13 protein-coding genes and 1 pseudogene are annotated in these 14,489 nt (G+C 41.2%); 6 read left to right on the forward strand and 8 right to left on the reverse strand.

Features of this window, described 5'->3' with window-relative positions; all coding sequences use genetic code 11:
- Both NSS76_RS05205 and NSS76_RS05210 read left to right on the forward strand, forming a co-directional pair.
- The gene (locus NSS76_RS05205) at window positions 1–990 is read left to right on the forward strand and encodes a lipoate--protein ligase (RefSeq protein WP_024425472.1); all 990 of its coding nucleotides are present in this window, start codon (window positions 1–3) and stop codon (window positions 988–990) included.
- 171 nt (window positions 991–1,161) lie between these two features.
- Window positions 1,162–2,715: a fatty acid--CoA ligase family protein gene (locus NSS76_RS05210; protein WP_206533948.1), complete on the forward strand. Its 1,554-nt coding sequence runs from the start codon at window positions 1,162–1,164 to the stop codon at window positions 2,713–2,715.
- Between the two features lie 81 nt (window positions 2,716–2,796).
- On the opposite strand, the gene NSS76_RS05215 is transcribed toward NSS76_RS05210, so the two are convergent.
- Window positions 2,797–3,204 carry a hypothetical protein gene (locus tag NSS76_RS05215; RefSeq protein ID WP_024426550.1) on the reverse strand — a complete coding sequence of 136 codons (408 nt, stop codon included), beginning with the start codon at window positions 3,202–3,204 and terminating at the stop codon, window positions 2,797–2,799.
- 177 nt (window positions 3,205–3,381) lie between these two features.
- Here NSS76_RS05215 and NSS76_RS05220 point away from each other — a divergent pair, with 177 nt between their 5' ends.
- Window positions 3,382–4,665, forward strand: coding sequence for a M48 family metallopeptidase (locus NSS76_RS05220; RefSeq protein WP_073204584.1), 1,284 nt, complete (start codon window positions 3,382–3,384; stop codon window positions 4,663–4,665).
- 244 nt (window positions 4,666–4,909) lie between these two features.
- Here NSS76_RS05220 and NSS76_RS05225 read toward each other — a convergent pair whose 3' ends face one another.
- From NSS76_RS05225 to NSS76_RS05240, 5 genes and pseudogenes are all read right to left on the reverse strand, one after another.
- Window positions 4,910–6,055, reverse strand: a complete 1,146-nt coding sequence (locus NSS76_RS05225; RefSeq protein WP_192929551.1) for a serine alkaline protease SapB — start codon at window positions 6,053–6,055, stop codon at window positions 4,910–4,912.
- 386 nt (window positions 6,056–6,441) lie between these two features.
- Window positions 6,442–7,026: a histidine phosphatase family protein gene (locus NSS76_RS05230; RefSeq protein WP_044335819.1), complete on the reverse strand. Its 585-nt coding sequence runs from the start codon at window positions 7,024–7,026 to the stop codon at window positions 6,442–6,444.
- Window positions 7,027–7,087: 61 nt separating this feature from the next.
- Complete coding sequence (locus tag NSS76_RS19610; protein WP_404841197.1) at window positions 7,088–7,699, reverse strand: methyl-accepting chemotaxis protein; 612 nt, start codon at window positions 7,697–7,699, stop codon at window positions 7,088–7,090.
- 144 nt (window positions 7,700–7,843) lie between these two features.
- Window positions 7,844–8,383: pseudogene (locus tag NSS76_RS19615) on the reverse strand (protoglobin family protein); the annotation flags it as partial.
- A 92-nt stretch (window positions 8,384–8,475) separates the two neighbouring features.
- A complete protein-coding gene (locus NSS76_RS05240) occupies window positions 8,476–10,008 on the reverse strand; it encodes an FAD-dependent oxidoreductase (protein WP_133744022.1) in 1,533 nt (510 codons plus the stop codon).
- Window positions 10,009–10,149: 141 nt separating this feature from the next.
- Between NSS76_RS05240 and NSS76_RS05245 the strand changes: the two genes are divergently transcribed.
- Entirely contained in the window at window positions 10,150–11,010 is an 861-nt protein-coding gene (locus NSS76_RS05245) for an SDR family oxidoreductase (protein ID WP_133744021.1), read from the forward strand.
- 56 nt (window positions 11,011–11,066) lie between these two features.
- On the opposite strand, the gene NSS76_RS05250 is transcribed toward NSS76_RS05245, so the two are convergent.
- On the reverse strand, window positions 11,067–11,303 hold the full coding sequence (locus NSS76_RS05250) for an IDEAL domain-containing protein (RefSeq protein WP_008348804.1): 237 nt from the start codon (window positions 11,301–11,303) through the stop codon (window positions 11,067–11,069).
- A 289-nt stretch (window positions 11,304–11,592) separates the two neighbouring features.
- On the opposite strand from NSS76_RS05250, the gene NSS76_RS05255 reads away from it, so the two are divergent.
- Window positions 11,593–12,171, forward strand: coding sequence for a competence protein ComK (locus NSS76_RS05255; RefSeq protein WP_024425481.1), 579 nt, complete (start codon window positions 11,593–11,595; stop codon window positions 12,169–12,171).
- Window positions 12,172–12,470: 299 nt separating this feature from the next.
- A complete protein-coding gene (locus NSS76_RS05260; RefSeq protein WP_073204598.1) occupies window positions 12,471–12,953 on the forward strand; it encodes a hypothetical protein in 483 nt (160 codons plus the stop codon).
- A 30-nt stretch (window positions 12,954–12,983) separates the two neighbouring features.
- Here NSS76_RS05260 and pdxR read toward each other — a convergent pair whose 3' ends face one another.
- Window positions 12,984–14,423 carry a MocR-like pyridoxine biosynthesis transcription factor PdxR gene (pdxR, locus tag NSS76_RS05265; RefSeq protein ID WP_073204600.1) on the reverse strand — a complete coding sequence of 480 codons (1,440 nt, stop codon included), beginning with the start codon at window positions 14,421–14,423 and terminating at the stop codon, window positions 12,984–12,986.
- Window positions 14,424–14,489 lie beyond the last annotated feature (66 nt).

A 14,489-nucleotide genomic window follows, 5' to 3' on the forward strand; every position in this document is an offset into this window, starting at 1 on the left:
ATGCTGTTTATCGATAACGAACAACATTATGATCCAATGATTAATTTGGCAATTGAAGAATATTGCTTAAAATATTTAGATCCAGAAGAAACCTATTTGCTGTTTTACATTAATCAGCCGTCGATCATTATTGGAAAGAACCAAAATACAATAGAAGAAATCAACACAAAGTATGTGGAAGACAACGGAATCAAAGTCGTGCGCCGCTTATCCGGCGGTGGTGCAGTTTACCATGACAAAGGGAACTTAAACTTCAGCTTTATCACAAAAGATGATGGAGACAGCTTCCATAACTTTAAAAAGTTCACAGAGCCAGTCATCAAAGCGCTTGAAAAGCTGGGCGTTAAAGCTGAATTGAGCGGCAGAAATGACATCATGGCAGATGGACGTAAAATTTCTGGAAATGCCCAGTTCGCAACAAGAGGACGTATTTTCAGCCATGGCACACTGCTATTTGATTCAGAAATTGAACATGTCGTTTCGGCTTTAAATGTGAAAAAAGAAAAAATTGAATCAAAAGGCATCAAATCGATTAGAAGCAGGGTTGCCAATATCAGTGAACTGATGGATCAAAAAATGACAACAGAAGAATTTAGAAAAATTCTTTTAAGCTACATTTTTGATACAAATGGGGACGTTCCTCAATATCGCCTGACTGAAAAGGATTGGGAAAAGATTCACGAAATTTCTCGAGATCGTTATCAAAAATGGGAATGGAACTACGGCCGTTCACCGAAATTTAATTTGCAGCATTCTAAGAGATTCCCTGCAGGCTCCATTGATTTGCGATTAGAAGTGAAAAAAGGGATGATCCAGGATTGCAAAATCTTTGGTGATTTCTTTGGCGTAGGGGATATTGCCGATATTGAGAAGCGGCTCATCGGACAGCAATATGATCGTAAAACGATCAGTGATGTCTTAGAAGATATGGATATGCGCCACTATTTCGGCAACGTATCAAAAGAGGATTTTCTTGATTTGATTTATTAATTCGAGAAAGCACGGCTAGAGATAGCAGTGCTTTTTTGATTGAAGGAAATGAAAGCGATTTACATTTGATCTTGTGGATTTTTTCGATTGTCTATTATAATAGAAAGGAGGAATGTTCGGCCATAAAATGAATGGTCATTCATTCATTGATGACATGTAAGGGGTGGGAGAATGGATTTGATCAAAAATCTTCAGCAGACGGCGATGACGAAGGGAGAAAATATCGCACTGATCTTTGAAGGAAAGAAGTGGACCTATCGAGAGCTGATGACAAGTATCGAGCGTTTTGCAGATGGATTAGTCAACGAAGGGTTTCAAGCCGGGGATCATATCGCGCTTATTTTAGGAAATTCACCGCATTTTGTCATTTCTTTTTTTGGCGCATTAAAGGCAGGGCTTGTCGTTGTACCTATTAACCCAACGTATACACCTAGTGAAATTGGATATATGCTCATCACAGGCGATGTGAAAGGTATTGTGGCGCCTGAACAGCTTCTGCCAGTTTACGAGCAGGTGTATGAGCAGCTTCCGTCCATTGAAAGAGTCATTATTTGTGCAGAAAATGAATCGGCGTGCAGATCAAGCTTCAAGGAAGTATCTGATCGACTTGTTTTCTTTGGAAAACTTGTGTCAGGTGCTGCGAATGAAAACGTACATCCTTCCATTCAGCCAGATGATACTGCTGTTATTTTATTTACATCTGGCACGACAGGAAAACCAAAAGGTGCCATGCTGACTCATTTCAACCTTTATTCAAATGCCAGAGATGTCGCTGAGTATTTATCGATTGATAAAGAGGACAAGGTTATTGCCGCTTTGCCAATGTTCCATGTATTTTGTTTAACAGTCTGTATGAATGCGCCGTTGATTCATGGTGCGACGATTTATGTCTTGCCGCATTTCAGCCCGTCAGAGCTTTTGCGCATGATGGAAAAAGAGAAGCCAACGCTATTTGTTGGAGTGCCCACCATGTATAACTATTTGTACCGCCAGGAGGGGCATGAGGAAGCGATGTCATCCGTGAGGATCTGTATATCAGGTGGTGCCTCAATGCCTGTTGCCTTACTCCATGGCTTTGAGAAAAAATTCGGTGTTACGGTCCTTGAGGGCTATGGGCTATCAGAGGCTTCTCCAGTGACTGCATTCAATCCTCTTGACGGAAAAAGAAAACCAGGTTCTGTCGGGACTGACATTATGAATGTGAAGAATAAAATTGTGAATGAACTAGGAGAAGAAGTCGGTCCAAATGAAGTCGGAGAGCTGATAGCAAAAGGGCCAAACATCATGAAAGGCTATTATCAAATGCCAGAAGATACAGAAGCTGCACTAAGAGACGGCTGGCTGTATACTGGCGATTTGGCGAGAAGAGATGAAGAAGGATATATTTATATTGTCGATCGGAAAAAGGATATGATTCTTGTTGGCGGTTATAATGTTTATCCAAGAGAAGTAGAAGAAGTACTCTATCAACATGAAGCTGTAGCAGAAGCCGTTGTCATCGGTGTGCCAGATCCGAACACGGGAGAGGCAGTCGTCTGTTACATTTCCCCTAAGAAACATGCTCACATCAATCAAGAAGACATCATCACACATTGTTCACGCTATTTAGCAAAATATAAGCAGCCCCAAACGATCCATTTCATAGATGATATTCCTAAAAACACAACAGGTAAAATTTTAAGAAGAGCGCTAAGAGAAAAGTATCAAGCAGAAGAAAGTAAATAAAAAAAGGGAGTCTCTGATGAGGAGACTCCCTTCGCATGTAGACAAATCCTCGCAATTCAAGGTTTTCTCTCAAAGATCATTTTAGCTCTTTTGAATGGCTTCTTTTAACTGTCTCTGAAAAGAATTCGACTGTTTTTGATTCAGTTCATAAAACGTTCCATCAACTAAAAAAACGACCTGTGATCGGTTGGTCCAAAGCTGGAAGGTGGTGCCGTTTGTGCGTCCGAACATCACCTTGGCGATATAATCGGGCTTTTTTAAATTTTTCTTGAGATGATTGCTTGTTTGTTTGCCTTTATTTAATTCTTCAATTAAATCTTCTACTGTGTCCTTATCATCTATTTCATAAGAGATGGATTCATTCGCAGGTGAGAGCAGCAATTTTTCAGCTCGATTCTCATCAAAGATTTCGCTCGTCCGGCTGAACACATAAAAGAAGGTGATTAATAAAAGTCCAAAAATCACAACTCCTGCAAGGATTTTCTTCATTTTGATCCTCCAACTTACTGTTTTACATGTAGCTTCTCCGATTTTTGAGTCGCATAATCATTTTTTTCGCGAAAGCTTTTTCTGATGGGGCATGCTATGATGGAGCCACATGAGACAGGTTCTAAACGAAAAAATGCGTGACTAGAATAGAGAGAGGGATGGAAAGGAGGCTGACCTGTGCGAGTACGTAAATGGATGGCTCTTGCAACAGTAGCATACATATTGTACGGTCTTTTTATTTATTCGTATCTGTTTCTAATGGGAGATTCATCGGTACCTGAAAGTGTAAAAGGGACAAGTGCAGATCCGCATACCTTTATGACAAGTCATGAGCTTGTGATCAGCGAGAATTTCTCGAATATACGGAATCTGCTGTATTTCATCACCATCCCATTAGATTGGTATGTCTTTTTCCTTTTGCTCATTTCAGGGTATTCACGGAAAATAGCAGACTGGAGCTTGGCAGCAGCTCGTTTCAAGTTTTTAAGCAAACTTGTGTATGTGTTTGTGCTGTCACTTCTAACAATGATCATTTCATTGCCAATTAAGTGGATTGGCTATCAGCTTTCTTTGCACTACGGAGTATCTGCACAAAGTACGGCAAGCTGGTTGAAAGATCAAACACTGGATTTTTGGATTCAATATCCGCTTCTTTCCCTTTGTGCTATTGTGTTCTTTTGGCTGATTCAAAAGAGAAGAAAACGCTGGTGGCTGTATGCGTGGTGTTTGACAGTCCCAGTTACGCTGTTTCTCTTCTTTATACAACCGGTCGTCATTGATCCGTTATATAACAATTTTTATCCACTAAAGGATCAAGCTCTAGAGAAGAAAATATTAACGCTGGCAGACAAAGCGCATATTCCGGCAGATCATGTATATGAGGTCAATATGTCTGAGAAAACGAATACGATGAACGCTTATGTCACAGGAATTGGTGAAAATAAGCGTATTGTCTTATGGGATACAACACTGCAAAAGCTGAAAGACCAAGAAATTTTATTTATCATGGCGCATGAAATGGGACATTACGTCATGAAACATGTCTATATTGGATTAGCAGGATATTTAGTGCTGTCATTGGCCGGATTATTTGCGATCGACCGTCTTTATTTTTATCTTTATCAAAAAGGAGCAGCCACATTTCGTCTCAAGGTGTCACACGACATTGCTGCTCTTCCGCTTCTTTTAATCATCGTATCGATGCTGTCATTTGCAGCTTCACCTTTTACAAATGCAGTGTCAAGGCATCAAGAACGGGCAGCCGACGAATATGCGGTGAACATGACAAAAGACGGGGAGGCAGGCGTAACGTCTTTTCAAAAGCTTGCAAAATCAGGGCTGTCCCAGGTAAATCCACCGTTTTTAGTGAAGATCTTCCGCTATGGACACCCAACCATGATGGAGAGAATCATGGATATGGAAAAAGCGGCGGAAAAAGAGAAAACGCCGAAAAAGCAGTAATAAATAAAATCCGGCTGGATTAGCCGGATTTAGATTGTTGACAAAGGGCTAAAATGATTTTTATTTTAGCTCTTTGTCTTCTTTTCAGCGTGATAGAAAACCTTTGAAGTCTAGGAAGGACGAGTACCGGAGCGGAGCGAATTGAGCATTCGTGAGCACCGGCACGCAGGACTGACACCGAATGCGAGGGTTTGTCTACGCGCTGAATCCGGCTGGATCAGCCGGATTTTTTTATCACACTTTGTTAGTTAGAAGCAGCTTGAGCGTTGATTAACCCTTTTCCATAATAGAATGAGTCACCAAGCGGTGTCGCTGTATTTTCTAAGCGCTGGCGAACCTGTGAATTTGTTAGGTTCGGGTTTTTAGAAAGAATAAGCGCTGCTGCTCCTGCTACATGAGGAGATGCCATAGATGTTCCAGTATAAGAAGTGTATCCACTGCTTGGCACTGTACTTAAAATAGAAGTACCAGGTGCAGAAACATCTAATTCAGGACCTGCGCTAGAAGATGAGTTTCTGACATTGTTACTGTTTACATTGGCAACAGCAATTGTAGACTCGTATTTGGCTGGATAGCCAACTGTACTTCTAGAGCCACTAGAGCCTGAATTACCTGCCGCGGCAACAACAACGACTCCGCGGTTGTTTGCTGTATCAACGGCATTTTTAAGTGCTGTTGAACCGCTTGCTCCGCCTAAACTCATATTGATGACATCCATGTTATTGGCCACAGCCCATTCAATACCGCTAATAATCCAGCTGTATTGTCCGTCGCCATTGCGGTCTAATACTTTCACAGCATATAGGGAAGCGCTTGGAGCGACCCCAAGAACACCAATTGTGTTATCAAGGGCAGCAATGGTTCCAGCTACGTGAGTTCCATGTGATTGAAAGTCTTGGGTGGCATTTGGCTCTGAAGGGACGAAGCTCGCACCGCCTGCAACATTTAAGTCAGGGTGTGCAGCGTGGATTCCAGTATCAAGGACAGCTACTTTGACATTAGCACCTTTATAACCTTGAGCGTGTACAGCTGGAGCTTTGATTTGAGGGATTCCATAAGGGACGGTTTGTGCATATGCTTCTGCTTTATGGTCTTCTTCTACGTAAGCAATGCTAGGGTCATGTTCAAGTTTTTTGGCGGCTTGTTCGGACATTTTCACTTGTGCAGCATTAATGAGGCGGTATTGTTTTTCTAGTTTTCCACCATTTTGAATGACAGCTTGTTTCTTAGAGCTGTTTGTGGTGGCAGAGGCTTTAAAACCAACAATATAGCTTTTTTCACTATCTGTTTTGGAGACCGTCTCGGCATTTGCCATGGAGCCTCCAAACCCTGCTGAAAACAGAAGAGGGACAGCCAATAAAACACTTGTCATCACATTTTTCTTTTTCACGCACATTCCACATCCCTTTTTCTTATTTCAGAATAATCATCCGTAGTCTATAAGAATGATCCGTTTGATTATTCTGTATATTCAGTTTAAGGGAAGTAGGCAAATAAGAGTAGACCCGAATTTTTGTGAAAGTCCTAGCGAAAATTGGGGAATTAAGTCACTTGGAACTGGTGGTAAAATATGTTTATTCTATCATTTCAGCGATGATCTATTAAAAAGGGAGTGTGCTTTTTTTCTCATGATCCATTTCCGGTTAATTATTCGATACCCGAAAAGCCATAAAATAGGTAGAATCGTCTAGCATCTATTTCGAATTTCGATATAAAAAAATATTATTTTATCATTGTTTTTGCCATAAAAAAGAACCTGCTAAGATAACAGGCTCTTTAAGAAGGGGTGGATTGAGTTAAATGGCTGACCACGTTGTAATCACGGACCTTCCATTTACCATCTGACCATTCCACATAATTTAAGCAAGCATTAACAAGTCTCGTGTTCTGTAGACCCATATGTTCATCAGCCAAAGTGGTGAGTAAAGCATGGATAGCAGCTCCGTGAGCCACGATCAGGACATGTTGATCTGGATAGGCGGCTCTGACTTTCTCAATACCTTCTAGCATTCGGTTTTGAATCGTCTCAATTGGTTCCATATTTGGATATTGTTTATCTGGAAACAGCTTTTGACGCTCCTCAAACGACATGCCTTCAGCGTCACCATAATCTCGTTCTATAAAATCATCCATGATGACAAGTGGGGCATGGACATGATTTAAAATCAAGTGTGCCGTTTCTTTTGCCCTTGTTAGTGGACTGGAAATGACAACATCCCAATGGACATCCTTTAAGTAAAGTCCAGTTTGTTCAGCCTGCCATTTACCTGTGTCGTTTAAAGGGATATCTGTTCGTCCTTGAATTCGTTTCGCTGCATTCCAATCTGTTTCCCCGTGTCTGACTAGGCAAATTGTTGTCAATCAAATCCCGCCTTTTCTATCTTTTCTTCTATTATACTAAAGCAGAAGAAAAAAGGCTGTATTAGCGATTTGTCAGGCTTGTTAAGGATTCGACAGAACTTGCGACTTGAGACACCGTTTGTTTGACTTCCTTCAATTCGTTAAGGAAGGTCTGAAGGTCAATTTCAATTTTTCCGTTTTGGTTTTTGCTTAAGTTCATGCTGCTGACGATATCATCAAAGAGTGAATTGATTTGTGTCATTTTTTCTTTACTGTCTGTCACAAGTAAATTCACGTCCGCAATGTGCTGAGAAACAATGGCGATTTGTGAATTCGTATTGTTGACAAGTTCAGATACAGTTGAAACCGTTTTCTTGGTGTCCTCTGATAATTTGCGTACCTCGTTTGCAACGACAGCAAAGCCTTTTCCATGTTCACCTGCTCGTGCAGATTCGATTGAAGCATTTAAAGATAACAAGTTCGTCTGCTCTGCAATGCCTGTGACAATCCCAAAGATTTGTTCAATTTGTTTGGCGATTTCTTCAAGGCGTTTAATTTCTGTTTCAATCTTTGTCATGCTGCCATCAATTTGGTTCATTTGTGTTTGCTGAATTTCTAATTCTTTTTTACCGCCGATTGATTTTTCTTCGACCTGTGCTGAAATTTGTGTTCCAGCTTGTGACATGTCCGCCATCTCATCCGATTTTGAGACAAGCTTGTCGACTGCACTTGTTGTGTTTGAGAAGAGCGAAGCAAGCGAATTTGAAGTCTCTGTGATTTTTGTATGAAGCTCCTGCTGCTGCTCTTCTGCTTCATCACGAATTTTAGAATATTCATTTTGGAATGTATCTAGGACTAACTGCTGCTCTAAATTTAAAATTTTCGTCGTCGCTTTGACCGCTGTCTGATATTCTTTGAAATCTTGGATATGGTTAGCGAATAAATCCATAATGGATAGCAGAAGGTCTTGGAATGCTGCCATGTACCATTTAGGCTGAAGCCCAATCCGTAAATGAACTTGCGCGATTTTAATGCGTTTTGCCACATAGGCTTCGTCAATCACACCTGCAAACATTTCGCTAATATGAATGCGGAGTGTTTTTTTCAAACGATCGACAGAACTATTGTCTTGAATGATATGCATCAAGGAAGACTCGACTTCTAAATTTTTATAAAACTTATCAACAATATGGGCAATATCATCCTGAACAATTGGATTGAGCTGTTTTAATATCAATAGGTCATGCTGTGTCAGGTCAATCATTTTGATTTGTTTGGCGATGTCCGTATTGTTCGAGAAGTTGATTCGTTTTATCCCATCATCCTGCTGTGTGAAAAAAGCAGTGTTTTTTCTTTTCGGTTCTTTTTTAAATAACAATGTGTTTGTCCCCCCATAATCATCAAAAATATCAGACTTTATGTTTTTTATCGGATAATATTGGATTTTTTAAAGGGGGAACGAGTGAAATTTTACTGTTCTTTATATGACCTTTTTAGTGGTTTTTTAGCAGGGCCTTCTACTACTTCTCCAGTAATGGAAAAACGTGAACCGTGACACGGGCAATCCCAAGTGCGGTCACTATTATTCCAAGCTACTTCACAGCCTAGGTGAGTACACGTTGTATCGACTAGAAAGACATTCCCATCCTCTGATTTATAGGCGCCGCACTTTTTATGTTCATACGAGATAATGCCGCCCTCGCCTGGTTTTAAATCATCGATTGTTTGATCAGTTCGTTTAAATTTACCACTGATCAGCTTGGCAGCGACATTGGCATTTTCTTTAACGAAATCTTTGACGAAAGAGTCAGTAACAGGTCTTGATGGCGTAAAGATTGATTCATATGGATTCGATTTTCCTTCAATTAAATCACCGATAAGAGTGGCTGCGACGTGGCTTGTGGTCATGCCCCATTTTCTAAAGCCGGTTGCTACAAAGATATTCTGGTGGTGTTTGGTCAGGCGGCCAATGTAAGGGATTTGATCCATTGTGACCATATCGTGTGTCGACCAGCGATACAGCACTTCTTCTATTCCAAGGGTGGCATCTCCAAACGTTTCTAGTCCTTCATAGTGAGCGGATTCATCTCCGCCTTGTCCTGTTTTATGGCCTTCTCCTCCGATGAGGACTACTTCTTCACCGTGCCATTCTGCCGTTCTTAAAGAGTGAGCAGGCTGGTCAATTCCTAGGTACATTCCGTCTGGGAGTGGTTTAGTTGTTCTAGCTGCTACGACATAGGATTGCTCTGGATGAATTCGGGTGAAATAAAGTCCTTTTCCATCATAAAAAGGAAAGTGTGAGCATGAAATGACATAGCGCCCTGTCAGATGATGTCCGCTTTTTGTGACGACAGCAGGCCGGTTCCCTTCTTTTACATCAACAGCGGTTGTTTGTTCAAAGATACGTACACCTCGCTCTAGGAGCTTGTCGATTAGCGCATTGAGATAATGAAGGGGATGAAACTGTGCCTGATTGGTCATCGCAAGGGCTGCTTTAATGTCAGCGTCAAAAGGAAGCTTTGTTTTCCATTCCCGGTCAATACCAAGCTGTTTGTAGGCATCTAATTCCTTCTTTAACTTTTTTACACCGCTTTCTTCCTTTGTATAAAGGTAAGCATCTTTTATCTCTAGCTGACAATCAATGTCGTGCTCTTTAATACGAGCTTGAATGAGGTCTTTTGCTTTCTCATTTGCTTCTACATACAAACGTGCTTTTGGCATCCCAATTTGTTGAATCAGCTCATAATAGTATACATCATGCTGTGAGGTGATTTTAGCCGTTGTGTGTCCGGTCGTGCCTTGCAGCAATTGTTCGGCATCAATGATGATCACATCTAGTCCTCGCTCTGTCATTTCAAACGCCGCAGCGATGCCGGTAATACCGCCGCCGACAATGATCACATCTGCTGTGAGATCTTCACTGACAGCAGGGAAAGAATATTTCTGACTGTCCGCCAGCCATAACGATTTTGCCTGTTCCATTCCTTTATGTTCTTGTTGCATGTTGTCGCCTCCATTAACTTGTTGTGTATAATTTTTCCACAATGCTGAAAATCATACATCTGAAAGGAAACAGGGGCGTCATACATAAAAAAGCCGCCAGCACATAAAAATAAACAAGATAAAAGGAAGGAGTGGACTAACGTGTCAACAAAGCAGCCGAAGAAAACATTGCCGCCTCAGCACCAAAATGAACGTCCGGGTCTTGAATATAAAATGAATCCTAGACCTATCTTTGATCGTGAGGTGCAGGATAAAAAGTTAGCAGGAAAAACAGCCATTGTGACAGGTGGAGACAGCGGGATTGGAAGAGCAGTTTCTGTTTTATTTGCGAAAGAAGGTGCCAATGTCGCCATTGTTTACTTAAGTGAACATCGTGACGCTGAGGAGACGAAGGACTATATTGAGAAAGCGGGAGGCCGTGTCATCTTAATTGCAGGTGATTTAGGGGATGAGGCTTTTTCAAATGAGGTCGTCAAAAAAACAAAAGATGCCTTCGGTTCCATTGATATTTTGGTGAATAACGCCGGGGAACAGCATCCGCAAAAAAGCATTGAGCAAATTACCTCGCATCAGCTTCTTCGGACGTTTCAAACGAATATTTTTGCCATGTTTTATTTAACAAAGGCTGTTCTTCCTCATTTAAAAAAAGGAAGCAGCATCATTAATACAGCATCTGTCACCGCCTATAAAGGGCATGAAACTTTGATCGATTATTCATCCACAAAAGGGGCGGTCGTAACCTTTACGAGATCATTATCCTTATCGCTCATTAAACAAGGGATTAGAGTGAATGGAGTAGCTCCCGGTCCTATTTGGACACCGCTGATTCCCTCAACCTTTACGGAAAAAGAAGTCTCTGAATTTGGCGGAGATGTCCCAATGGAACGTCCTGGTGAGCCAGTAGAGCTTGCGCCAAGTTATTTATTTTTAGCGAGCGAAGACTCATCTTATATGAATGGACAAATGCTGCATGTGAATGGCGGGACCATTTTAAATGGATAAACAAAAAACTTGCGGTAAAGAGACGAGTTGCTGTCTCTTTGCCGCAAGTAAAATCATCATGATTGATGTAAGCAGTGTTCTGCATATTGAGCTGACAAGTCATTGAATCGCTTTTCATCACGCTGATCCAGTGCCTTATCAATCTCTTCTCTTAGGAAGGTTAAGCGCTGTTTATAAAGCGCCTCATCTAAAACCATTTGAATATAGATGTCTAAAATGGTGACGCCGTTTTCTTCGGTTTTTTGGGTGTTGCGGGACTTCATGAGCTCAGCATACGTTTTTTTCTCTTTCATAAAGAATCCCCCCGATGCCTTTTTTATAGTATATGGATTGGCGGAGAAAAAATCAACAAGAATTTATAATTTTTAGACAATTTATTTTTGAGCAGAATCGACATCTCTTGTCCAATCGACAGGATGTGATATATCTTTAAAAATGGCTTTTCGATAGATCGAATGGACTAAAAAATATGATAAAAAGATGATTTTTAATAAATTTTGAAAAAATCCTGTCGTTTCTTATATGTTGGTGATAGATTAATAGTATCTTAAATAACCAAATATTAACACAGGAGGAAATGAAGTGTCAGGAATTAGTGAAACACCTTTAGATTCATACGTCATTAATCAAACAACAATGGCGGTCCTTCCAGTTGAAGAAGGAAAAAGAGTATATTCAAAAGTCATAGAAAGAGAGACAAGCTTTTACGTTGAATTAAAGCCCCTGCAAATTATTGAACGCAGCTGCAGATTCTTCGGCTCAAGCTATGCAGGCAGAAAGGCGGGAACATACGAAGTAACAGGAATTTCTCACAAACCCCCAATTGTGATTGACTCATCCAATCATCTGTATTTCTTCCCAACTTATTCATCCAACCGTCCTCAGTGCGGCTGGATCTCCCACAAATACATTCATACCTTCCAAGAATCATCCCTCGGAGACACGGTGGTCACCTTTACAAATGAGCAAACCGTCAAACTTGATGTCTCATATAAATCATTTGAGAGTCAGGTGCACCGGACAGCATATCTCCGAACGAAATTTCAAGATCGTCTTGATGGTGGTCTTCCGAAGAAACAAGAATTTATGCTGTATCCAAAGGAACAGCAGCTCAATCTCGTATACGATTTTATATTAAGGGAGCTTCGTAACAGATATTAGTCAAAAGCCAGCGGCAGAGCAGCCGCTGGACCTCTTATCAAGCATGAATGCAATGTAAAAAGATGCCGCTGCATCATAAAGATGAACTCATTGAAACCAAATACGTATGTCTCGTCGTCTATTGGTTGTATTGGGAAATGACAGGGAAATGTGGATCCTTTGACGTATTTTCATCCATTTACTCATAAATCACAGAAGTGACACGAGCTTGTCTGTTACAATAAAAGAAATCTTATGTGGTAAAGGATGCTTATATTTGACCGATATGAACGAATGGGATGAAGAAATGGAGGCTCTGTATGAAAAAACAATCACATTTGGTGCTGCTATTTATCCTAACTTTGACATTACTAGCAGCCTGTCAGCAAGCAGGTCAGCCGCCTTCAAAGCAAGACACAAAAGAAGCTGCTTATGAACAATGGGTGCAGTCTTATATGGATGAGTTAAATAAAGCATATGAAAATATGACCGATCAGTTTATCTCAGATGGACACGGAAAGATCCAAACAAATAAAAAATTGACAGAAGCGACGAAAGCATTTGATCGTGTGATTCAAAAAGGGCTGGATCATCAAGAAGTTCCAGCCGCTTATCAAAAGGCCAATCAACAATTAAAGACAGGACTTGCTTCCTTTGAAAAAGGGATCAGTAAGGTGGAAAAGCTCTTGAAGCATCCCGATCAAGAGAAGCTGTTTATTTCCGCTACCCATCATTTTCAGGATGGCTTGCAGCAGACAGCCGCATTTATTGAAGAAGTAGGTCAGATTCAGCAATCATCTTAAAAAGCTTGGAAGTAAACCTTCCAGGCTTTTTTAAATGTGAAGTATTTTCTTTAAACGGCGGACGCCCTCTTGAATCATGTTTTCGTCCGTACAGGCGAATCCTAGCAGTAATCCCTTTCGATTGCTTTCAAAACAATAAGGACTTAACGGATAAATGCCAACACCAGCTGCTTTTGCTGCCTCAATGCTTTCTTTTTCATCAAAGTCTTGCGCTCCTTCTAAAAAGACATGAAGGCCCGTATCGGTTCCATAGATACGGAAGTGTTTGTCAAAGTGATGTGTCAAAAGGGCTTCCATCATGGCTGCCTGTCTTTTTTTATACAGCTGTCTCATTCGCCTGACATACCGCGTGAATTCCCCTTCTTTGAAAAAAGAAGCGAGTGTGATTTGTTCCATAATGGGCAGCTGCCTTTGAATGAGTGATTGCAGTGCGGCAATTTCTTTCATGACTGCTCTGGAGCCGACAATGGCAGCTAAGCGGATGCCAGGTGCCAGCACCTTTGAGAAGCTTAAGATGTAAATGACATGCTCGGGAGCTTCTGAAAATAGGGAAGGGAGCGGCCCGCCATGGTAACGATAATCTCCATCAAAATCGTCCTCTAATATATAAGACTGATGGCTGACAGCAAACTTCAGCAGCTGCTGCCTTCTGTTTACACTCATACATACTCCAGTTGGACGCTGATGGGAGGGCGTCACAGCAATCAGTTTTGTTCGCCGGGGCAATGTATTCACCACCATTCCTTCTTCATCAACTGGTGAGGGATGAATGTTCATTTCGCGATGCATAAACGACAGCCTTGCCCCAGGGAAACCTGGATCTTCAACAGCCACTGTATCACCTTTTTTTAGCAATACCTGTGAAATCAAATCAATGGCTTGCTGCGTGCCACCTGTTAGCACCATTTGATCTTCCTCTACATCAATCCCGCGTTCAACAGATAAATATTGTCGTATTTCTGAACGCACCTCCCATAATCCATGCGAAGAGGAATAGCCCCAATCCTTCATATCTAATCGCTGTAATGCTTTCATGAGCGAGCGCTTCCATATGTTTTGAAAGTGTGCATCGATGGCTGGCTCCTGATGACGAAAATCAATATCAAGCTTCTCATGAAATTGATTGGCTGACAGCCAATGATCCATTTGTTTTTCGGCCTCTTCAAAGTGAGGTCTTGTCGGAGGTGAGAAAGGCGGTTCACTTTGATGGGGAGGGGAAGCTGTATATTGATCGCTTGAAATGACCTTTGTACCACCTCTTCTAGATGTGCTCACGTAACCCCTTGCCAGCAGCTCATCATAGGCAAGCTGTACGGTTGATCTTGATACATTCAGCTCCTGTGCTAACACTCTTGTCGGTGTTAACTGATCGTCAGGATGCAGTTTTTGTGTATGAATTTTTTGAATGATCTCAGTCACGATTTGCTGCCAGAGCGGAGTAGCGCTTGAACGGTCTAAATGAATATACATCGTGCACCTTCTCTCGTTTTCACATCATAAGTTGATGATGACACGGAATTATGGACTGGTCAATAG

This window comes from Bacillus sp. FSL R5-0654 (assembly GCF_038008745.1).
Classification (GTDB): Bacteria; Bacillota; Bacilli; order Bacillales; family Bacillaceae; genus Bacillus; species Bacillus safensis.